At 57.0% G+C, this 21294-nt stretch carries 16 protein-coding genes; 10 read left to right on the top strand and 6 right to left on the bottom strand.

What is annotated here, in order from left to right; genetic code table 11:
- The first annotated feature begins 103 nt into the window (after positions 1-103).
- Both J2045_RS06520 and J2045_RS06515 read left to right on the top strand, forming a co-directional pair.
- A complete protein-coding gene (locus J2045_RS06520) occupies positions 104-1303 on the top strand; it encodes a DUF2806 domain-containing protein (protein WP_307370722.1) in 1200 nt (399 codons plus the stop codon).
- Between the two features lie 37 nt (positions 1304-1340).
- Positions 1341-2075 carry a hypothetical protein gene (locus J2045_RS06515; protein ID WP_307370720.1) on the top strand — a complete coding sequence of 245 codons (735 nt, stop codon included), beginning with the start codon at positions 1341-1343 and terminating at the stop codon, positions 2073-2075.
- Between the two features lie 308 nt (positions 2076-2383).
- Here J2045_RS06515 and J2045_RS06510 read toward each other — a convergent pair whose 3' ends face one another.
- Genes J2045_RS06510 through J2045_RS06500 form a run of 3 tightly spaced genes read right to left on the bottom strand, consistent with a single transcriptional unit; the run spans position 2384 to position 8666 of the window.
- Positions 2384-5470 carry an AAA family ATPase gene (locus J2045_RS06510; RefSeq protein ID WP_307370718.1) on the bottom strand — a complete coding sequence of 1029 codons (3087 nt, stop codon included), beginning with the start codon at positions 5468-5470 and terminating at the stop codon, positions 2384-2386.
- Positions 5467-6168: an ABC-three component system middle component 1 gene (locus tag J2045_RS06505; RefSeq protein ID WP_307370716.1), complete on the bottom strand. Its 702-nt coding sequence runs from the start codon at positions 6166-6168 to the stop codon at positions 5467-5469. Before J2045_RS06505 ends, J2045_RS06510 begins: the two co-directional genes overlap by 4 nt.
- Positions 6168-8666, bottom strand: a complete 2499-nt coding sequence (locus J2045_RS06500; protein ID WP_307370714.1) for an ABC-three component system protein — start codon at positions 8664-8666, stop codon at positions 6168-6170. The genes J2045_RS06505 and J2045_RS06500 overlap by 1 nt, the downstream gene beginning before the upstream one ends.
- 725 nt (positions 8667-9391) lie before the next feature.
- Here J2045_RS06500 and J2045_RS06495 point away from each other — a divergent pair.
- Positions 9392-11254, top strand: coding sequence for an NACHT domain-containing protein (locus J2045_RS06495; protein ID WP_307370712.1), 1863 nt, complete (start codon positions 9392-9394; stop codon positions 11252-11254).
- A 123-nt stretch (positions 11255-11377) separates the two neighbouring features.
- Here J2045_RS06495 and J2045_RS06490 read toward each other — a convergent pair whose 3' ends face one another.
- Positions 11378-11950, bottom strand: coding sequence for a hypothetical protein (locus J2045_RS06490; protein ID WP_307370709.1), 573 nt, complete (start codon positions 11948-11950; stop codon positions 11378-11380).
- Between the two features lie 23 nt (positions 11951-11973).
- On the opposite strand from J2045_RS06490, the gene tnpA reads away from it, so the two are divergent.
- The 3 genes from tnpA to tnpC all read left to right on the top strand — a co-directional run bounded on the left by tnpA (position 11974) and on the right by tnpC (position 14360).
- On the top strand, positions 11974-12360 hold the full coding sequence (gene tnpA, locus J2045_RS06485) for an IS66-like element accessory protein TnpA (protein ID WP_307370706.1): 387 nt from the start codon (positions 11974-11976) through the stop codon (positions 12358-12360).
- Positions 12357-12710 (top strand): IS66 family insertion sequence element accessory protein TnpB, encoded by a 354-nt coding sequence (tnpB, locus tag J2045_RS06480; protein ID WP_307370703.1) that lies wholly within the window; start codon positions 12357-12359, stop codon positions 12708-12710. The genes tnpA and tnpB overlap by 4 nt, the downstream gene beginning before the upstream one ends.
- 69 nt (positions 12711-12779) lie before the next feature.
- Positions 12780-14360, top strand: coding sequence for an IS66 family transposase (tnpC, locus tag J2045_RS06475; RefSeq protein WP_307370701.1), 1581 nt, complete (start codon positions 12780-12782; stop codon positions 14358-14360).
- 58 nt (positions 14361-14418) lie between these two features.
- On the opposite strand, the gene J2045_RS06470 is transcribed toward tnpC, so the two are convergent.
- The gene (locus tag J2045_RS06470; RefSeq protein ID WP_033184615.1) at positions 14419-14814 is read right to left on the bottom strand and encodes a YybH family protein; all 396 of its coding nucleotides are present in this window, start codon (positions 14812-14814) and stop codon (positions 14419-14421) included.
- 419 nt (positions 14815-15233) lie between these two features.
- Here J2045_RS06470 and J2045_RS06465 point away from each other — a divergent pair, with 419 nt between their 5' ends.
- From J2045_RS06465 to J2045_RS06450, 4 genes are read left to right on the top strand one after another with little or no spacing between them, the layout of a single operon-like run.
- Entirely contained in the window at positions 15234-16088 is an 855-nt protein-coding gene (locus J2045_RS06465) for an inositol monophosphatase family protein (RefSeq protein WP_307370675.1), read from the top strand.
- A 51-nt stretch (positions 16089-16139) separates the two neighbouring features.
- Positions 16140-16739, top strand: coding sequence for a dual specificity protein phosphatase family protein (locus J2045_RS06460; RefSeq protein WP_307370672.1), 600 nt, complete (start codon positions 16140-16142; stop codon positions 16737-16739).
- A 2-nt stretch (positions 16740-16741) separates the two neighbouring features.
- Complete coding sequence (locus J2045_RS06455; RefSeq protein ID WP_307371156.1) at positions 16742-18427, top strand: metallophosphoesterase family protein; 1686 nt, start codon at positions 16742-16744, stop codon at positions 18425-18427.
- A gap of 19 nt (positions 18428-18446) precedes the next feature.
- On the top strand, positions 18447-20090 hold the full coding sequence (locus J2045_RS06450) for a Na/Pi cotransporter family protein (protein WP_307370669.1): 1644 nt from the start codon (positions 18447-18449) through the stop codon (positions 20088-20090).
- Positions 20091-20155: 65 nt separating this feature from the next.
- On the opposite strand, the gene J2045_RS06445 is transcribed toward J2045_RS06450, so the two are convergent.
- Positions 20156-21142: a LacI family DNA-binding transcriptional regulator gene (locus J2045_RS06445; protein ID WP_307370667.1), complete on the bottom strand. Its 987-nt coding sequence runs from the start codon at positions 21140-21142 to the stop codon at positions 20156-20158.
- Positions 21143-21294: the final 152 nt, after the last annotated feature.

Below are 21294 nucleotides of genomic sequence, written 5' to 3'. Positions count from 1 at the left end.
AGCGGTTGTGATTTACCTAAATCGCTATAACCATTCCGGGTATCGTCGCGCTTGGCGCTAACGCTAAAGGCTGCCTCATAGAGGTGTCCGTGGAGACTGTCCGATGACTGAGCAGGTACCCGCCGGGAAAAAGACGATAGCGAGCGCCTTTGCAAAGTTCATTTTGCGTAATGTACCAGAGAAGTTGTGGAGCCGTGTGGCCGAAGATCGACAGGCCCCTGGTTCGCTTCACCTTCAGAAAGTCGATCCGCCAAAAATCGGGTTGGAAATTGAGCTCGACCAAATGCCGCCGAAGATCGAGGCGAATGCTCCAGATCTGCCGGCTTCCCTGAAAGGCCAGTTCAACGAGCTCTGGCAGAAGGAAATCAAGAAGCTGCTTGACCAGCAAGATGGCCGGATAACTCAATTGGAAGAAGACCTGCTGCGATTGTCGGAAGTCTTCTATGAAGCGTATGAGAAAATCACAGAAGACCCCGATCGCTTTGAAGAGCACGAGATCGACGACGATTGGCTGAGCCGCTTCATTAAATATGCTTCGGAAATCAGAGATGAAGATATCCTTGAGATATTGGCCAGAGCACTTGCCGACGCAGCCACGCGCCCGAAATCCAAGCTCTCTCCCAAGGCCTTAGACACGCTTCGCTTCTTCCAGCAAGACACATTTGCGAATTTCAAAGCTTCGGCTGGGCTGATCGCGTCCCTCCGGCAGGTGCCGATCCAGCTCTTCGACAATGAAGACAGACTGGGCATAGTTGATTTCAATCTGGAAGCCATGATCGAAATGGGGCTTCTCAAAATAGAAACAACTAGCGTCTACAGTTTACTTTTCGGCGACGTCATCTTGAATTTCAAATATAAAAGTAGTGAGAGGTTCGCGTTCGAGACGATAAAGCTAACAACCGTCGGTACGGAAATTCTAAACCTGACCGATGCCAATTTCCGCGATCTACCCTCTGCCTTGAGCATGAGCGCGGCTAAGGGCCAGCTTGCGTCTCTGCAGCAGGCGGTTCAGCTTTCATCTGCGATGGTTCGGAATGTCGCCCTTTGCCTGTTGCAGGAGATGGGCAATCGATGGGCAATCGAATCCAGCATTCTTCTTAGAACCGGATCAGGAAATAAGCTGGTTTATTCGGGGGAGAGAGCGGAGATGGCTAACAAGTTCAAAATTTCAGTCGATGAGACAAATTTGATCGAGCTAGATGACAAGCAAGCCAAGGCCACCTTGTTAGACATCCTCCAAGAGTTTGAAGGTTTTGACGAGTACCAGTTGCCTGCAATTATCGAAGCAGAAAGTCACAACTAGAAATCTTTACTTTTCGGCCAGCTAGGTTCGCTACAAAATGGATATCGAAGCAAATGTAAATTTTGTAGATGAGGAGGTTCTTCGCACACGTCTTAGCAATCTCAATGCGATGGCTTATGGAAGCCCCGAGCTCCTGGCAGAGCTCAAATTGCTGGAAGACTATCTCACATCACTGACCGGAGCCGGTCCTCGTCTCGACACTGCTTCAGATACTACGTTCCCACCGGGAAAAGACACTGGTGAAATCGCAGGTTTAATCAACGCTCTGCAGACGTGCGAGGGACACTACCGTGGCGCAAAATCGTTTGAGTTGGCCTGTAGCGCCGCGCTGAAGTATGTTTTTCGTGAGGACTTCGATCAGTGGATCGAGCAAAGTTCGGTTGAAGAGGGATTTCACCGGCTTGACCTTCTAGCACATTTGAAACCTGTCAGTCAGTTCTGGTCGGCAATTCGCTCAGATTTTCGTACAAGATATGTCGTGTTCGAGTTTAAGAACTACCCAAGCGAGCTACCCCAGGCTGCCATATACTCAACAGAGAAGTATCTTTTTACGACTGCCCTGCGTTCAGTCGCGGTTCTTGTCGCTCGAAGTGGGGAGAGCAAGGGGGCACGGAAGGCTCGCCATGGCGCGCTACGCGAAACGGGGAAGCTGATCATCACCGTCAGCATGCTGGAGCTCATAGAAATGATTGAGATGCGTGCCCGAGGCGATGAACCGAGCATTATCTTGCAGCATAAGCTGCATGATATGCTTATGGGCATTGGCAGGTAACGTTCGTCACAGAAGGCGACCCGCTCGTTTGACACTGCAGCAAAGACGCTGACCAAATGATTACTCATCTTTACAGTTGCTGAGGCTATCAGCGGCTTCGCTGCTCCACGGTAGGCCGAATCCCTGTTCCTTACATGGCCCTCCGGGATGTGCACAACGGTGTAGCCGAAATTCGCCTCGCTGTGGGCGCTCTCAAGCGAGCCAACGCATCATTTTCTGGACGCTGAGCACAGGACTGACGCGCTTATTCGCTTAATGAGAGACAAAAAATACGCGCCCTTGATGGTCTATGAACGGGAAAGGGCTGTTTAAGCGAACTTCGCCGCCGGTTCCGCGAGAAGGCGGCGGGCGGCAGCATTGTGGCGTGGCGGCTCGGTCCGGACACCGTCCTTGGAAGCGCCAACCAGCTCAACTACGGTGCAAGGCAAGCCTGCCGCATCGAACTTGCGTGCAATGAATTCGCCTTCGTCGCGCTTATGGCTAGACATTAGCAACTGATACCCCTCGAGCTCCACCAGATTGCGCATCACGTCGACGAAGGCTGCCGCATGAATGATGTCATTGTGCTGCAAGGGATCATCGAGCAAGAGCGCGCGCCAGCGAGACCAGCGATAGGCGGTGCTTGCAGCGCATAGGATGCTGAAGCCGTTGGCCGCCATCTGGCCCTCGCTCAAGACCAGCTGCGGCGGTAAGGATGTCCTGTACTGGGCATTTTCGATCGGATCGGCATAGCGCAGCTCCATGCCAAGCGACGTTCGTTCGACAGTGTGCTCGGCCGTGAATTGCACGGTTTCACCGGGGGTGCTTAACAGCGCGCGGTTGAATGAATCGATCAGGTCATTGAGAGGCAACAGGAATTTCGCCGAGAAGCTATCGGCTTCCTCCTTGAGCTTCTCGCCGTAGACCATCACGGCTTCACGTGCCTCGTTGGTCAGATGGAGAGCGGTGCGTGCTGCCGCGAGCTCTGCCTGCAGGGTCTGCTCGCGAGCGACAGGATTGTCCGCCGCGCCGGACCCACCAAGCCGTTCCATAAGGCTGCGCAGCTCGTGGAGCTCATTTTGCCCAAGCCATGCTTCGTAGCCCCGAGAAAGCGCTCCCATATCTTCGGAATAATGTGCGAGCGCGATTGCGCGGTCGCCCAAAGCCGCAATACGCGCCTCAATAGCCTGTGAGGAGGGGTTTTCTGACAAGCCGGCTTCCTGCCATGCCTTCAGTGCCGAGGAGCGGGAGGCGTTAGCATCGGAAATCACCGCGAAACTTCGATCCCGATCAGCCTCAGCCGTCGCGAGGCGCTCGCGCGCCGCCGATTCTGCATTGGCGGCGGCTGCCCTTTTGACCGAAAGGTCGTCCAGGCTCGCGCGGGCTGTCTCCAACACCTTGCCCTGTGCCTCGACAGCCTCGTTGGCAGCTTCGCTGCTCCATGGCTGTGCGAGCGCGGCTAGACGTTCACCTAAAGATTTCAGCGTGGTCTCGTTGACTGTTCGGCGCTGGACTGTGATTGCCAACCGTTCGTCGAGAGAAGCGAGTGACGCAGTCAGTGCGTTGAGGCGCGATTGCGCAGTGCTGACATCGATCGAGCTGCCACCCGCATCTCGAACATGAGCAGCCCGCGCACGACCGGCCTGCGCCAGTCGATCACCGACAAGTGCTCTCAAATCCGTTTCGGCGGGGACATTAAAAGCCTCAGCGATTGCGGCTCGATCCATGGCCGCGGCTTCCTCTGCATTTCGCGCGAAAATTTCGGCCTCGGCAGCAGCAGAAATCACAGCCCGCGCCTTGATGAGTGCCTGCCTTGCCGTTTCGGTTGCATCTGCAAGCGCGCCGACAGTACGCACTTGCTCCGCCAGCTGGACGTCCTGTGCGGCCAAGGCATTGCGAGCACGTTTCTGAAGGTCGCCGGGCTCGAACCGTGTGGCACAGACCGGGCAGTCGATATCGTCGTGTCCGATATGGGCGGTGAGGCCTGACAGAAGCTCGGCCAGTTCGGACGCATCGCGCTGGTGGGCCACCAACCGATCTCGGGCCATGGCTTCAGCATTTTCGGTTTCGATGGCGGCACGTTCGAGGGCGTGCAGCTCGCTGCGCGCCCGCTCAGCCGCAACCCCAGCCGCATTGGCTGCATTGCGCTGCTCGCGCGCCGAGACTTCCTGCGCCTGCAAATCTGCCGCACGCAACGACCAAATTTGAATTGTCGCTTGCTCGCCATCCAAGCGACCGAGAGTTGTCTGGGCCTGATGAGCGCGTTCGAGATCGACCTGTGCGTCCGCGGTATTTTGCTGGCAGAGATCTCGATCAGCCTTAAGCGTTTCCGCCAGAGCGAGAATGCTTTCCTGCTCTGCGCGTAGAGTGGAAAACTCGGCTATTGCCGCGCGCTCGCGAACGCGCTCGTCATACTCGGACTCAGCGCGAGCGACCAGCTCAGCTTGCTGCGCGGCGGCCTTGTCTGCCTGGTTTGCCGACAGCATAGCCTCAGTCAGCTGCGCTGTCGCTGTCGCAACTGCTTGATCAGCTGCAGTTTTTCGGGCCCCCTGAGTTTCGATGATGGCAGATGACGAGGCGAACTGTTCGACGATAGCCCGAAGACCCTTGGATGCGGCACGATCGTGTGCAAGCCTGTTCTCTTCGCCTTCGATCGCTGACCGGACCCGAAGCAGGCGATCTGCCAAGCCACCGGTTAGATCACGGTCGGAAAAGAGAGAACTTTCAATGACAGCCAAGCGCTGTTGAAGCGCAGCTTCGGACTGCGCACCTAGTGCGGCGCCACGCGAACCCAGCTCGGTAAGCTTCGCCGTATTTGCCTGCCATTCCTCAAGTGCGCGAGCGGCTACCGCAACAGCGTTCTCCTCGTTTTCTGCCCGGCGCTTGAATGCGTTCATTGTCAAACGGCCGCGGAGGGCAGTGCGGATCGCTTCCAGTCGGTCGATGCCACTCGGACCCTTGAGCGCTTGCCATTGATCGTTCTTGTCGCGGCTGGTGAAGCGTTGTTGGGACGCTTGCCCGAGAAAATGGGTAAAGCCGAGATAGGCCCCGATGTCGCCTATCTCGGTCCACTTGGAATCTTTGAGCAGAGCCTTCAGTACGCTTTGATCTGGCTCCTCAAACAACCCGCGCGTTAAAGGCTCACCATCGGTAAATGTGAGGCTGACCCGATGCATCCCAGCCGGCGCGTCCCGGCGGGTGATATAGTCGCTCTCCTTAAGCCGCCCGACGTAATTCTCGAAGCGTCGGATTCTGCCGGTCAAACCCCATTCTATCCCATCGAAGAAGCTGCTTTTACCAAGTCCATTCGTTCCGACGAGCAGGGTCAGGCCAGGGCCGGGGGCCAACGGAAGCGTGAAATCCCCAAACGTTCGAAAATCATGTAGATGAACTTCCCGAAGAAACGTTTTGCTCATTGCGCGCTCCGTCGCTGCCAAGAAGCCACCAGCTCGTCGACCAGCTGGTCTGCATCGACCCCAGGCTCGCTCGCCGCACGGATCCATTCTCCGGCGGTGTCCCTGGGAACTTCACCATACGATGCCGCCCGGCTTACATTGTCGAGTGGCGCCATGGAAAAGATGGCGTCGGTGACCCAGGGCCGGGCGAGGAAGCTTCGTTTCGAAAAATCGTCGAAACTCTGTTCGTCAGCATTAGCATCCTTCGGTCGCAGCCAGACAAGTTTGCGGGCAACACGTTCATCTCGCTCGGCGATAAGTGCAAGCGCGCGCCATCGGTCGACGCCTTCGCTGCTTCGGGGGCCGAGCAAAATCGCATGGAGGTCGAGTGCTGCCGACGGGCTTAGATAGGAACGAGCCACGACGCACTGGTTGCGCACGCGCCGGATGACGTCGCTAAGTCCCTCATCATTGGGAGCCTCGGGCAGCAGCGTCAACAGTACTGGATAGCGTCCGATCAGCAGGCCTCGAACGTGATTGGGCAGGTCGCTGGCCTCGATCCGGGCCGAAGGTGTGTCACTGCCACCGGCGAAGATGGTGCCGGCAAAATTAGGTTTTGCTTCGACAGGAAGGCCGATGGTCATCGCTCGGTGGATAAGCAAACGTTCGACCGTATCCAGAGCCTCTTGGGCAGGCGATGTCGCTAAGGATTCGCTCACTAGGTGCCTCCTGCGGGAATGATAGCGGCTCTCAATTGGGCGAAGTGATTTTCCTCGATACCTTGCAGAAGGTTGCTGAGCTCCTGTGCACCGGCCTGGGCCGCGATGCGAAAGCGCTGATCGACCGTGAGCATCAGCTTTCCATCGGCACCTGATTGACCAATTAGCGGTATAACATTGCTGGTGTTGTTAAGCGAGTTGTTGGCTCCGACGATCATGGCGGCTGGGACCGCTTGCATCGGAAGGAGAACAAATTCGGTGGTCCAGGCATGCCGCAACGCCATGATTGCCATGTCTTCATTGTCAATGAAGGCTGCTGCGCAAGTATGGCCTGACCGCATAGCCCCGTTAATGTCACGACGTAAATTTCCGGGTCGGCTATCACGTGGCGCGATGACCTGCCAAGTGGTCGCAACCGTGAGCGCTACTGCGCAAGCACGGATCAAGGGCGTAAGCAGCAAGCGTCCGGCGAGGACCGAACCTTCCAGCCCTGCCTCTTCATCGTCCTTCGCGCAGACTGCAAGGCCGAAAAAGCGGGGAAGCAGTCCGGGCTCGGTTCGAAATCGGTGGATCCAGCCCTGCCAAATCGGTCCCATTTGCTGGCGAATATCTGCCGCTGACACAAATGACACCAGGTGGCCCGGATCCTCCGCGTGACCGATATAGCGTCGAAGATGATAGTCGACAGCCTCGAGCAACCAGTTGTCGAGCGTCCTGTTGATGTCTGTAGCCAGGTCATTAGGCGCCATGGCCACCGAATTAAGGATGGAGGGATTGCCACCCAGCGCCCGCAAGCCGGGCAGCCGCAAATCGGCTGCGCTGGGCGACTCGCTTGAGAGCAATGTCAGGAACGGTCGCCAGCGGGCGACATCTACGAAAAAGCTTGCGCGTGGCGAGTGAATCGCGAGACGCGCGATAGCATGAGCAAGGGCCGGTCCAAGTTGGTCGGGCGGATCGATGACGGTGAGTTCACGCGCCGTACTATCGTCAGACCAAAATGTGGCGACGTCAGCGAGTGGTGTATCTCCGCTCCAGCGCGCAAGGTTATCGACCAGCCAGAGCTTGCTGCTCTGCGGAACCGCGGCCAGTATCGCATCGATGTGGTAACGCGGTGGAGGCAATCGGGCTTGGCGAGACAGCCGCACGAAGTGTTCTCGTGTCGCCGGATTAAGCTTGGGAGCAATACTGTCAACAGGAAAGGCCGTTACCCATTGCGCATGTTCGGCCTCGTAACCGGCGAGTAGGTTTTCGAATGGTTGGCGGATCGCATCACGTCCTGGACCGCGCCGCGCAATTACCCAGTCGGCCACGACCGTAGTCGTCCCACAAATGAATCGCCTCGACCCAATACGGTCCCCTGGCTGAGACGTCAGTTGCTGTACATCACTACAGGTGACGTGCGTGAAGCTTTCGGGGCCCGGTCGTTCGCAGGCCTTTTTCAAGAGAAAGACAGCGAGACGATTTAAACGGGCTGTTCTGATCGATAGAAGTTCGTTCTCGCGCGTTTGAAAAAACAGCTGCACGCCTACGCGCATCTGCTCGCGCATCTGGTCTACAAGTCCAAGATTTTCGACTTCGACGCCAATTGCATTTTCATACGCGGCGATGAAATCGAAACCTTGCCCCATAGACTCGGCCGCGAGCGCCTGAGTGTCGATCGCTAACAACGGGCCTCGCAAGGCCTGCACGCCTTGCCGCTGCGCGATGCCTCGGACGATATCATCGTGGCGGAACGTTGAACTCGCAGCCGCAATAAGATCGATCAGGCCGCCGTCGCCATTGCCGCTTACGAGAAAAGTTGGCCGAGCGTTCCCCGCAATCTCGGCTCCTGGCACACCCGCGTCGCGCCAGTAGCTAGGGGTTTCTGTTCCAGGTAGCGCGAAAGGGTTTTCGAGGCCGAAGCCAATGGCGAGCACGACGATATCAAACTCTTGGCTAGCAGTCTCGCGCGCGCCTCCGTCGGCTTCTCGCTCAAAAGAAACGATGAAACGACCGGCTTGCGGTGTGATCGCTGTGATTGCATGCCTCGTGCGAACCAATAGACGATCTTCAGTCGCCATTTGAACTTCGCTGAACTCCCGCAGGACGGCCCTTCGGACGTCGATTGCCGACCCCGAACGCCAATCCAGCAACGGCAATTCCGCTCTTTCGTGGTCAGCGTCTGGATTCGGCCAATCGTAGATATGTGGATCGAGACGCCGACGCTGTGAATCCCCCTGCAAAGGCAACAAATGTTGCGCCTTTTCAAACAAGTGGACAATGACACCACCTTGCATGGCGAGGCCTGCAGCAAGTGTTAAGCCTGCTGCGCCTCCGCCAATGACCGCAACCCGCGCATTGGCTGGGAGCCTGTGCTCATAAAAGAGCGCATGGGCGAGCTCGAGAGCCCTGACTTGCTGCGAGTAGAACGTTATCCGGGTATCGAAGGATCCGAGGACGTAAACTCCTGGGTGGGCGTTGATGCTGGAACCAGCAATAGTGTCTGTAGGACTTAACATGGAGCTGGAATGTCCGCCTCAACCGTGTCCTCGAGTTTCCGCGAGCCGAATTGATTGAAACTGATCGGCATGGTGTCCACGATAGTTGGCTTTTTAAGGAGTATCTGTGTTCGCGATTGACCTGCGTCGCTGCCCGAAGCAGTGCGCAAATACCTTTCTTGCCGTCATCAGTGCCTCCCTACGTAATCTCTCATCACATATTTGATTGCACATCTACGCGCGTATTTCCAGAGATGAGTAAAGGTAAGGTTGCGATAAACGTGCTGCCGATGGCTGAAGGTGAGCTATGCTGATCCGGCTTCAAGGTGTTTCAGAAGAGATACGATCATAGCAACCGGGCCCTTCCGCACTCTCTCGCCGAACGGTAAGCCACACTTTTTTCTCTGGGGCGTTGATTGAGAAACAGGACAACGGCTCGCTCAATCGGGCTTCACGCATTTCACCTCAACCGCACCGAGTTTGCCGGAGGCTCCAACTTCTGAGAAAGTGGAGCGGGTATGAGCCAGACTACAAACAAATCTTCACAGGAAGTCCGCGCTCGAGCTCTGCGATTGATTTCGGATGACCAAGGGGAAGATTCCTCGCAATGCGCGGTTCGCGGTCTTGGGGTTTTCACCTTATGCAGCCGGCGCCGAGCGTTACTAGTAGGCGGATGTCTGTTAATTGCACAATGGAACATGAAAGTGTGCTGATTGGATAATTGAACCATTAGGGTAGGATTTTTAATGTTGAGGCATCTGGCATACTCGGCGAAACGATGGGCGTATCTCGGCATCACCCGGCCGAGGCACGACGGCAGGCCGACGATTGTGGACCGGTACATTTTGGGACCGGACGGTGAGCGATTAAAGGCTTCGGATCTACTTCAGCGGTTTCCAAGATCGATTCTAATCGGGTCTGCCGGCGCTGGAAAAACGACTCTTCTAGGGCAGGTCGCGGCTGATTTGGGTGAGCGTTTCCTTGCTTCCCCGACGACTGAAATTTGCCCCCTGGTGTTGGGGCCGACCGAAATCGGCGAAATCGCTGGGGTACCGGACATCTTAGAGGCTTTGGCAACCCTTATTGGTTCGCGCACCGGAGAACAGCTTGAGCGTCAAGAGCTTTCTACCATGATGGAACTCGGCAAGCTGTTTCTACTTGCAGATGCTCTGGATGAGGTTCCAGACGCCGCCGTCATCGGCCGTCTAACTGACCTTTTCAGGCAGTTTCCAAAACTTCAGGGCCTAGTCTCCTCTCGACCCATGTCATTGACCGCCAATCTTAAGGGCTTTGCAGTAATATCGCTAGAGCCTCTGGATTTGGACAGCGTCGAGGCGCTTCTTCGTGCCCGATGGATCGAAAGCAGTGGCCTTATCGATCGGTTCTTGGACCAGATTGCGAGAAACGCTGCTGGCGCTTCCATCCTGCAGAGTCCGATGATGACAGAGTTCATGTTGGAGATATTTGAAGCTAAGGGAGCTCTCCCCACGCTTCGCTCCGGGGTATATCAAGACTTTGTTGACGTATCGATCGACCGCGAGTTTTCGTTGGTTCGATCGCCGGCGTGTAGCCGCGGCGAACTTCTGAGTTTGCTCGGTGAAATTGCCCAATTCTTCTCTGAGCAACAGATTCATGAAGCTTCCCACGAGCAGATTGCAACCATTGCCCGGAAGGTCACCGGGCGTGGGGCCGAGGTCGTAGAATTCTTAACCAACCGCAATCCAACATTCGTTGCTGAATGGTCGCAGGGGAGGATCGGGTTCAGTCATAGATCGATCGAGGAGTATTTCCTTGCGTGGCATTATCGAAACGAGCCGAGCTTTTTCGTTAATCGAATCAAACAGGGTGATCGAACTGCTGTCACAGAATTTGGCGCGGGCCTTGTCTCGGATGTCTCTCCACTAGTTGAAGCCGCGGTCGGTGCCGGCATGTTCACCGATGCTGTGAACTTTCTGAGGGAGGCCAAATCAAGTAATGCTGCACTTGAAACCTATGTAATCCAGAATCTGCGCCGCGTCCTTGGAGATGCCTTCATGCAGAAGCTCGTCGGTCGCTCCGAAAATGAGGCGAGCCATTCTAACATATTCGACAAAATTTCGCCGGAGCTTGATGAACCCTCCGAGCTCCTTAACCTGTTAGATACTGCCTCAAACGTACAGCTAACCAGTCACAAGAGAGGCGAATTGTTCGAACAGTTTTGCATCCGTCTACTAAGCGGACTATTTAAAATAGTCTCCAGTCGAGCCAATCTACACGTTGGCGAGATAGACATTATGGTCGAGAATGTGGTCCCAGGCCCCTTCTGGGCAGATTTCGGCGGGGATTTTCTTGTCGAATGCAAAAATCTCTTGGGACATTCGCCAGTCTCTGATGCCAATGGCTTCATGGGCAAGATCGCGAATGCTCGCGTGAAACTTGGTTTCATCATTTCAATGAATGGGTTCACCAAAATCGCCTACGATGCCTTGGCTCTTAATGCGTCGAATCCCGCCATGCCCTTGGTCGTTCCCATATCTGGCGCGGACCTGCGGGATGCGCTTCGGACGCGGCACGAATTAGAGGATTTTTTTAAGACACAAATCCGTCACATCAAGTACAAGTACAAGTAGTGACAGCTAGTAGAGTGCCAACTCACTCGTTTTTTAGTTTTGTGTCTGTTCTGCTACACGGAATATTAGCTTCTCATGCGGGGAACCGCGGGCGACAGGAAACGCGCTTCTATCGGGATCCATTCAGTTCTCTTCCAGGTTCGCCTTTGATGGCAGGAACCCGAAAAACAATCTCGTTTCTTCAGGGAACGTAATCATCAGGTGGTCGTTTTGATACCTCATGTCATAGGCTAGCACCGCAATGCCCGTCGATGAGACGGCAGCTTTGATTTCTTCGCCCAGTGTACCCGGGAGTAGCAGTATCTTGTGTGCACTTTTCACGCTAGGTATCAGCTTATTATAAAGATGAAGCTGGCCGACACCTGTATAGACGTCCGAGGCGAGCACGGTCGTCTTGATCTCAAGCAAGAATTTTTCGCCGGCGTTATCTACTAGTCCATCGACCTCGTAGCCCTTGGCGTGACGTGGCTTTGTAAGCCGGGCACCATTCTGAATAGCCATATTTTCGAAAGCTTCCCAGACATATCCCTGCTTGCGGGTAACTTCCCGTGCAACTCGATGACTGGCCTTCAGATTATACGATCCTGCGATCTCCGCTGCTCCGAACAGTTCAGCATGGCTGACATCCGCCTCATCGTAACCGCTGTCCCACTCCCACGTTGCTCGTTGCCGCCTGATCTGTGATCGACATTCCATGGATGAAGAACGGGAGTTTCTCCATGGAGACTACATTGGAGTTTCTCACAACCAGGAATCCTGTACGTGAGGTTCATCGTCAATGGCCGGACGAGGTCAAAGCGAAGATCGTTTCGGAAAGCTTGCGGCCTGGTACGACGGTCAATGAAGTTGCGCAGCGCTATGGATTGCGAGCGAACAGCCTTTCAACCTGGCGGACAATGGCGCGGCAGGGCAAGCTGATCCTGCCCGCACCGGAGGATGCGGTAGAGTTCGCGGCGGTGATCGTCGATCCGCCAGTTTCGGAACCGCCTCCTAAAACGGTTAGTCGCCCTGAGATCGTTCTTGGCCCAGTGACGATCCGTCTTGAGGAAGGGGCATCAGCCGCCCGGATCGCCGCCATCGCGCGTGCCCTGGCGGCGACGACATGATCTTTCCATCGCACCGTGTGCGGATCATGGTAGCGACCAAACCAGTCGACTTCCGCAAGGGTCATGATGGATTGGCGGCGCTGGTGAAGAACGAGCTGCACAAGGACCCGTTCACCGGAACCGTCTTCGTGTTCCGGTCCCGCAAGGCGGACCGGTTGAAGCTGATCTACTGGGATGGCTCCGGGATCGTCATGGCCTACAAAAGGCTGGAAGAGCACACATTCACGTGGCCCGGCATAAAGGATGGCCTGATGACGCTGACCCATGCCCAGTTCGAAGCGCTGTTCGCAGGCCTCGATTGGCGGCGGGTTCATGCCGTCCAAACGAGAACGCCAGAGGCCGTCGAATAGCTGCGGCACGATGACTCAGCAGTGCAAATTGCAGAGGCAAATCGGCTCCGGATTTGGTAGCTTCCTGCCATGTTTGATGCCGCCGACCTTCCCGATGATGTTGCCGCCCTGAAGGCGATGCTGATCGCGGCCCAGGCCCGCGAGGCGGCCAAGGACGTCGCGATTGCGAGCAAGGACGAGCATATCACCCGCAAAGATGAGCGGATCGAGCGGCTTGAGAAGCTGGTCGCAGCATTCAAGCAGGCAGCCTTTGGGCGCAAATCCGAGAAGACCGATCCTGACCAATTCGACCTGGCGCTCGAAGACCTGGAGACGGCCATGGCCGTGATCCATGCCGAGGATGAGGCGGACACTCCTGCAGGAAACAGGATTGCCAAGCGGCGCGCGATCAATCGCGGCTCCCTTCCAAAGCATCTTCCGCGTGTGGAGGAGGTGATCGAGCGAGAAAGCTTCATCTGCGCCTGCGGAGGTTGCCTGCATTGCATCGGTGAGGATGTCTCCGAGCGGCTGGACGTGGTCCCGGCGCAGTTCCGCGTCATCGTCACCCGTCGCCCCAAATATGCCTGCCGTGTCTGTACCGACGGTGTCGTTCAGGCTCCAGCTCCAGCACGGCTTGTCCAAGCCGGGCTACCGACGGAAGCAACCGTCGCCCATGTGCTGGTTTCCAAATATGCAGATCACCTTCCGCTTTACCGCCAGGCCCAGATAATGAGCCGTCAGGGCATTGATCTCGACCGCTCCACGCTCGCCGACTGGGTCGGTCGGGCGGCGTACGAACTGCGGCCCGTCTTCGATGCGCTAGTCGCAGACCTGAAGCGTTCGACCAAGCTGTTCATGGACGAGACCCGCGCCCCGGTTCTCGATCCCGGCTCGCGTAAAACCAAGACCGGATACTTCTGGGCGCTCGCGCGTGATGATCGCCCATGGGGTGGTGGCGCTCCACCAGGTGTGGCCTTCACCTACGCTCCCGGTCGCGGTGGCATTTATGCCGAACGGATATTGCACGGTTTCTCCGGCATTCTGCAGATGGATGGATATGCCGGATACAACAGGCTGATCGCGCCAGAGCGAATTGGCCTAAACATTCGGCTTGCCTATTGTTGGGCCCATGCTCGGTGCAAGCTGGTGGAGATCACCCGCAACGGCGCAGCACCGATTGCCGAGGACGGCGTCAAGCGCATCGGCGAACTGTACCGCATCGAAGCCGAACTTCGGGGCCTTGATCCGAAGGCTCGCTTGGCTGGGCGACAGGAGCGGTCAGCGCCACTGGTCGCCGACATGCAGTCCTGGCTTGTCCATCACCGCGCCCGCGTCGCAACGAAGTCCCCGCTCGGCGAGGCTTTGGCCTACATCGCCAAATACTGGGACGGCCTGAAGCTCTTCCTGACCGACGGACGCATAGAGATCGACAACAATACCGTCGAGCGGACCATCCGGCCGATAGCCCTCAATCGCAAGAACGCACTCTTTGCAGGACATGACGCGGGAGCCGAGAACTGGGGCACCATCGCCTCGCTTATCGAAACGTGCAAGCTCAATTCGGTTGATCCTTTGGCCTACCTGACTGCCACGCTCACCGCCATTGTCAACGGCTGCCACAAGCAGAGCCGGATCGACGAGCTGTTGCCGTGGAAGTATGCGGCAACGTAATTTGCGCCAACCGGAACGCTGTCCCCGACCCAACGTAGGCACTGGGCCGGGGGCATTCTCAACTATCGAGGAGAGCCGTGCCGTAGGAATTGTCTACAGCGCATAACCAGGTGCCAGACGAGTCTCTACGAAACACATAGGTGGCACGTCGTACCGTCGACGTCGCAATGCCGCTTTCGTCGACGGCATCCAACCACGTTTCCATGATGACCAACGCTGTGTCTCCGCCCTCGATCACCTCCATCCGCCCTTGGCGGACTTTCAATTTACCTTGGAAATGAGCAGAGATTGCTTCGAACGCTTTCCTGATCTGGTCTTTGCCTTTGGCGTACATGCCTGCCTTGACCACTAAGGTGGCATCATCGGTGTAAAATCGCATCAAGCCGTCGAAGTCTTTGGCCGATATGGAACGGTCTGCAGATTCGATAAGGGCTTTCAAGGGATGGTCGGACATTCTGGACTCCAAAATGGCCGCGAGCGGAAAAACAAAACCCGCCTCGCGGCGGGTTGCTTTGTCTGGAAATATGACGTGCTTAGCCCACCACTCGATGAATGGTGATAATAATCACAGCGAAAGAGCGAACAAATTCCATGGTGCATCTATATCACCAGCGTGAGCGACGGGCAAATGATCACGTCCAATTTTGAGCAAACTAGTCAAGGTGCCAGCGGCACACCGTTTACTTTGATCTGCAATTCCTCCTGTCTTCGTCGCCGGGGTGTAAAAGCGATATCTGAGCTATCTGGAGGTCGCGCGAACTGGGAAGCCACCCGCCGCTGATATTGGGTTCGCGTAGATTAAATAACGCCTTGCAAGCAGTGCACACGCGTGCAATTATGAACGCGTGTTCAAGTCGATTTGATGGTGGTTTCATGGAAGGTTTCCAATATGCCGATACGCTTGAGGCTCGCGCCGATCTTTGCCGCGCGGTCAGCCGCTCGGCCGGCGAATTGGTGCTGAAGGGCTTTCAAGGCACGGCGACACGCAGCTTTTCGATGAAGGGGCCGCAGGACTTTCTCACCGAGACCGATGCTGCGTCCGAAGCGCATATTCGCGCAGCGATCCAGAATCATTTTCCGCATGACACAGTGTTTGGCGAAGAGGGCGGCGGTGAAATTGGCTCGAAGGTCTGGGTCGTAGACCCCGTCGATGGCACGGCGAATTTCGCGCGCGGGATACCGCATTTCTGCATTTCGATCGCCTATGTTGAAAATGGTCGAACGGAGATCGGCGCCATTTACAATCCCGCTCTTGAGGAGCTCTATTTCGCCCGTCGCGGATATGGCGCGACGCTGAATGGCAAGGCTATCTCCACTGCGGCAACGCAGCGCTTTGATTCCGCTTCCATCGAAATGGGTTGGTCGACGCGTGTTGCAAACGACGTCTATCTCGGTGTCGTGAAGAATCTGCTCGACATGGGGACCAACGTCCGTCGCGGTGGTTCTGGGGCGCTTGCTCTTGCCTATGTCGCCGATGGCCGCTCCGACGGCTATATCGAGTTGCACATGAATTCCTGGGATTGCCTTGCCGGTCTGTTGCTGGTCAGCGAGGCTGGCGGCGATGTATGCCCATTCCTGGAAATCGGTAGCCTGCGCGAAGGTGGGGCCGTCCTGGCTGCTGCCAGGGGCATTTCTGCCGGAGTCAGCAGAGCGTCGAAAATCCCGCTGGCCGCACTCGATGGCGTCGGTGATGGGACAACAGAACACAGGGTGACTTCGGTCGCTTGATCAACCGCGAACGAGCTATGGCAGTTCAGTTGTAAAGAGGAGAGCTTCACCATGGATGGACCGGTTTATGCTCGGCCCGCAATCAGCAAGATTGCTGAAGATCTCGGCCCATACAAGTCAACGCTTTATATTGGAGGCAGCGATGGGGCCAGCGACATCGGATTGCTGCGGGCCCATGGCATCACCACCGTCGTGAACTGTGCCGTCAACCTCGACATCAATCTCGTGAGTGGAGGCGTTGACGAGGGTGACCTGCGCGCCACCGGCTACGGCGATATTCGCTACTACAAGCTCGGCCTAATTGACGGAGAAGGCAGCCCCGACACGATGATGCTGGGGGCCTACTACATTCTTGACGGCGCGCTGCGTCAGGCGATGCCAAAGAGGGCGACCTATCCCTTCGCCGATGGCGGCAACATCCTTGTCAACTGCCGCAGCGGTCGCAGCAGGTCCGTGTCGCTGGTGGCGCTGTTCTTGCACAAGCAACAGCCGGATCGCTATCCGACCTTGGATGATGCCGTCGCCGATATCCGTGAGAAGAGAGAGCTGAGGCCCGATGAGTGGTTTGAGACGCCGAAGCCAAGTCTCTATGAAGCCGCCCGGCGTGCGTCTGAGTGGATCGATCTTGTCGAGGGCCGGAGGGAGGCTTGAACATCTCGTTGCACGGCTCCTTAGAGATTGCGGTCATCGCTGATGCCCACTTCCATGACACCAAGGCTGATTTCGGCTTTGCCGGTGTCGAGGTCGATGGACAACGGCTGACGATGCGCAGCTGGTCGGATACGCGCCAGTCCACGCGCGTCTTCAACGAAAGTGCTGACACGTTGCTCGCGGCGCTCGATCAGGTGGCCGAACGCGGCATTCGCCATGTCGTGCTGCTTGGGGACTACACGGACGACGGTCAGCGGACCACCACGGAAAGCCTCAGGCGGATTTTGACGGCGCATTCGCAGTCGCATGGAACGGCCTTCTATGCCTTGCCGGGCAATCACGATGTTTTCGGTCCGCAGGGGCGGCATCATAAGAAGGAGTTTCTCGCCACCGAGGGGAGGCCGCTGTCAGTGACCAGCGATCCGGCACTTCGCCGTGACGCTGTCGTCGTCAGCGAAGAGATGTATTGCGAGGGCTATCCGGTTGGGCTGAGACCAATGGGGGAGTTCGGCTATTTCCGACGCCCCCAATATCTGCATTGGGAAACACCTTTCGGTGCAAGCGATGCTGATGCAGACCGGAGATACTGGGTTGCTTCACCCGACGGGCGCAATCGTTACCAGCTGATGGATGCGTCCTATCTCGTGGAGCCGGTCGCCGGGCTTTGGCTTTTGATGATCGACGCCAATGTCTTCGAGCCTCTGGGCGGAAATTTCGTCGATGGGGAAGAGGCGGCGTTTATCGACAGCACATCCGGGGGCTGGAACGCGATGCTGCGGACCAAGGGCTTCATTCTCGACTGGATCGCGGATGTGAGCCGCAGGGCGAGACGCCAAGATAAAACACTGCTCGCCTTCTCTCATTATCCGGCGCTCGATCCGTTTGATGGCGCAAGCCGCGCCGAGAGCTTGCTGTTTGGCGAGACCAATGTCGTCCGTCGTACGCCCGGCGAGGCAGTGGAAGACGCTCTGAGAGCTGCCGGCGTCACGGTTCACTTCAGCGGACACCTGCACGTGGAGGGCCTGACGCAGCGGGGAACAGAGCAGACGCCCCTGACCAATATTGCTGTCCCGTCACTCGTCGCCTTTCCTCCGGCTTTCAAGGTCGTGCGTGCCACGGGCCAGAACATTCAGGTGGACACCGTGGAGATGTCCGGCCTGCCAATCAACACGCGATTGGTGCAGAGCTATCTAAAGGAAGCCGAAATCAGCGGGGAGGCGAGAGACCCGGCCTTCAGTGCGGTCAATTACGGGAATTTCCTGAAGCAGCATAAGCGAGCGCTCGTTCGCCATCGATATTTCGCCAAGGAGTGGCCTGCAAGAATTGTCGACGTGATCCGCGACAAAACCGTGCTCGATGTGATTGCCCAATTCCTTGCGACAAAGGATGCCAAGAGCAGCGACTATGAGGGCGCGGCAGAGCTTTCCATGCTGGACTTGATAGCCGACTGGTACTGCCTGCGGCAGGGAGCCTGGCTCTCCTTGCCGCATATCGAACCGCAAAGGCTCAAGCTCTATCGTTTATTGGCGTCAAACTTTGGTCGCGACGCCAACAGGCATGACGGCTCCGTTCAAAGCTTTCTCGAAATTTTCTTCGCTGCTCTCGGCCTTTTCCTCGATCGTGCCGAGGGCGGTTCACCAAGTTTGACGCTTCGCATGCCGACGCAGGGCGATTCCGTGCCGGCTTGACTGACCATGAGGTGAGTAGATGGAATCTGCCATAGTCGGCATCAACCTGTTCGGCGCTGTCGCTCTGCTTCTTTTCGGTCTTCGCCAGATCAAGGAGGGGATGACGCGCGCGCTCGGTCCAAGGTTGCGATCCGGCCTCGCCGCCGGGACTCGAAGCGGCCCCAGATCGCTCGTTACAGGCTTCCTCTCCACTATTGCACTGCAAAGCTCCACGGCGACGGCCCTGATGGTCGCCTCTTTTGTGGAGAGAGATATGATTGTGCCGGCCATGGCGCAAATCGTCATGCTCGGCGCCAATGTCGGTACGGCGGTCACAGCCTGGATCGTCGCGTTTGGACTTGGCTGGTTATCTCCTTTGCTCATCCTCGGCGGCGTTGTTCTGTTGCGAACGGCATCTACGGCAAAACAGGGAGCTGGAACGGCGCTGGTTGGCGTTGGACTGATGCTCTTGTCGTTGCATCTTTTGTCGGCCGCGACCGATCCGATCCGCCAGTCTCCAGCGCTCAATCTGTTCATCACCATGCTGGGTGACGCTTGGCCCGTCGCGCTCCTGTTCTCGGCGGGCCTTGCCGTGCTTGCTTCCTCAAGCCTTGCCGTGGTCGTGTTGATCCTGTCGCTGGCGGCAAGCGGCGGCATCGATTCCGGCTTAGTGATCGTACTGGTTCTTGGCGCAAACCTGGGTGGCGCTGTCCCACCCGTCCTTGCCACGATGAAAGCCTCGATTGCGGCTCGGCGCGTAACGCTTGGCAATCTTATCATCCGGGCCGTTGGCTGCGCATTTGCAATGCCGCTAGCCGGTTCTGCGGCGCGGCTGCTTGAGCTTCCCTATTTTTCCCATCAGCAGCTGGCCGTTGATGCCCATCTTCTCTTCAACATTGCTGTCGTCCTCATTGCCTGGCCGCTCGCTCCACTCCTCTTGAAGCTGACTGCTGCGATTCTGCCCGACCTGAAGCCGCTGGATGGCCAGCGCAGCTTTCTTGACGTCCACGATCTGGATCAACCGGTCGCAGCGCTGGCAGGTGCCAGTCGCGAGGTCATGCTGGTTGGCGATCTGATCGAGAGCATGCTGCGCCAGGCTTGCGACGCCATGCGAGGCAACGACGTCTCACAGTTGAGCAATATCAGTGCGCTTGAAGGGCGCGTCGATCGTATTCAACATGAAATCAAGGTTTTCGTTTCCAGGATCGGCCAGCAGGACTTGAGCGAACAGGACTATCGCCGATCAATGGATATCGTGGAGTATGCCATCAATCTGGAGCACATTGGCGACATTATCGAGAAGGGCATCCGACCGGAAATTGCGAAGAAGGTGGCTTTGGGACTTGAGTTCTCGAAGGACGGCCAAGACGAACTGCAGCGGCTGTTTGCGATCACGCTCGAAAATCTGCGCATGGCCCAGTCAGTGTTCGCCACAAAGAATTGTGAGCTGGCCCGTCGCCTCGTGGAAGTGAAGGAAGATGTGCGGCGCTTGGAAAAACAGTCGGCAGCACGTCACCTGCAGCGCTTGCGCGATGGGCGCTCGGACAGCATCCAGACCAGTTCACTGCATCTCGATCTGCTGCGCGACCTGAAAAGGATCAATGCCCATATCGCGTCGGTTGCGCTTCCCATCCTCAGTGACAGCGGCCTTTTGAATGACAGCCGCATCCGGCAGGTGACCTGACGCCCCATGAATTGAGCAGTGACACGCCGGCATTGCTTGTGTTTCAATAGGAGAGGGTATCGCGCCTAACGAGCGGTGGTCCGCTCAATCATGCTGACGGGCACCACTTGCAGCCTTATTTCCGGTTCGTCGCTGTCGAGAGCCGCAAGCACCTTTTCCGTCAGTGCTTCGAATGACTGTGCAATGGTCGTCAACTGGTAGCTTTTCCAGCTTGCCTGCGGGATGTCGTCGAAACCGACAATAGAGAGATCCTGTGGTACGCGGCGGTTCATTTCCAGCCGGGCAGCGTCCAGAAAGCCGAGCGCCAGGAGATCGGTGACGCAAAAGGCACCATCGATCCCGTTGTCCTTCAACAGCTCGCAGCCGGCCCGGTATCCTGTCTCGTAAGTGGTCGGCCCGTCTGACCAGGAAACAACCTCGATATCTTCCGCAATCATGCGTTTTGTGAAGGCGTTGGCCCGTCGCATCTGTGCCGGTGTCTGGCTGCCGCTGGTGACAACGGCGACTTTTCGGCATTTTGCCGCCCGCAAGCGCAGCGCCGCAAGATCGGCGCCGTGGGAGTCGTCGCTCAGAACGATGTTGGTGTCAGTCCGGTCCATGCTCTGATTGATCAGGACAAGACGAACGCCGTTGGCGATGCATTCGTCGATGATCGATGCCGGTGGTTCGCCGGACAGGACAACAATTGCCTGAGCACGAAACTCGAAAAGGAGTTCGATGAGCGGCGCGATATCCTTGCGTGCATCGGCCGCATTCAGCAGTAGACACTGTGAGCCGCGTCTGAGAAGGCCGAGGCTCAAGGCGTCAAGCTGTTTCGAGATGAACGGCGAACTGAGATTGGCTCCCACCACACCAATCAGGTTCGAGCGATCATTGTTGAGCCCTTGTGCGAGGCGGTTGACCCGGTAACCCAGCTCCTGTGCTGCTTTGAGCACCTTCTTGCGTACGGCCTTGGACACGCTGCCGCCGGGCGTAAATGTTCGTGACACCGCCGAACGCGAGACGCCGGCACGTCGTGCCACTTCTTCCGCCGTCACGAACCCTCTAGCCATCGTGTTCCCCTCACCATTCTTGCCGCATCACTGGCCATAAAGTCCGCAATATTCCAATCCCCAAAATGTCTGAATGCTGAACTGATGCGAGAAAACTTCGGATCGTCGCGATGGCTCCGGCAGAGATGAGCGCCTGTTCGAGCAACAGCGCT

The organism is Peteryoungia aggregata LMG 23059, from assembly GCF_030814435.1.
Classification (GTDB): domain Bacteria; phylum Pseudomonadota; class Alphaproteobacteria; order Rhizobiales; family Rhizobiaceae; genus Allorhizobium; species Allorhizobium aggregatum.
The sequence above is the reverse complement of the archived record's forward strand: the minus strand, read 5'-3'. Positions and strand labels throughout refer to the sequence as shown.

Excerpts from the sequence above, each read along its gene's own strand:
- J2045_RS06460 (WP_307370672.1), top strand. The coding sequence starts at position 16,140 with ATGGATGGACCGGTTTATGCTCGGCCCGCAATCAGCAAGATTGCTGAA.
- J2045_RS06445 (WP_307370667.1), bottom strand. The coding sequence starts at position 21,142 with ATGGCTAGAGGGTTCGTGACGGCGGAAGAAGTGGCACGACGTGCCGGC.
- J2045_RS06500 (WP_307370714.1), bottom strand. The coding sequence starts at position 8,666 with ATGTTAAGTCCTACAGACACTATTGCTGGTTCCAGCATCAACGCCCAC.
- J2045_RS06520 (WP_307370722.1), top strand. The coding sequence starts at position 104 with ATGACTGAGCAGGTACCCGCCGGGAAAAAGACGATAGCGAGCGCCTTT.
- tnpC (WP_307370701.1), top strand. The coding sequence starts at position 12,780 with ATGTTTGATGCCGCCGACCTTCCCGATGATGTTGCCGCCCTGAAGGCG.
- J2045_RS06515 (WP_307370720.1), top strand. The coding sequence starts at position 1,341 with ATGGATATCGAAGCAAATGTAAATTTTGTAGATGAGGAGGTTCTTCGC.
- J2045_RS06510 (WP_307370718.1), bottom strand. The coding sequence starts at position 5,470 with ATGAGCAAAACGTTTCTTCGGGAAGTTCATCTACATGATTTTCGAACG.
- J2045_RS06495 (WP_307370712.1), top strand. The coding sequence starts at position 9,392 with ATGTTGAGGCATCTGGCATACTCGGCGAAACGATGGGCGTATCTCGGC.
- tnpB (WP_307370703.1), top strand. The coding sequence starts at position 12,357 with ATGATCTTTCCATCGCACCGTGTGCGGATCATGGTAGCGACCAAACCA.
- J2045_RS06450 (WP_307370669.1), top strand. The coding sequence starts at position 18,447 with ATGGAATCTGCCATAGTCGGCATCAACCTGTTCGGCGCTGTCGCTCTG.
- J2045_RS06470 (WP_033184615.1), bottom strand. The coding sequence starts at position 14,814 with ATGTCCGACCATCCCTTGAAAGCCCTTATCGAATCTGCAGACCGTTCC.
- tnpA (WP_307370706.1), top strand. The coding sequence starts at position 11,974 with ATGGAGACTACATTGGAGTTTCTCACAACCAGGAATCCTGTACGTGAG.
- J2045_RS06490 (WP_307370709.1), bottom strand. The coding sequence starts at position 11,950 with ATGGAATGTCGATCACAGATCAGGCGGCAACGAGCAACGTGGGAGTGG.
- J2045_RS06465 (WP_307370675.1), top strand. The coding sequence starts at position 15,234 with ATGGAAGGTTTCCAATATGCCGATACGCTTGAGGCTCGCGCCGATCTT.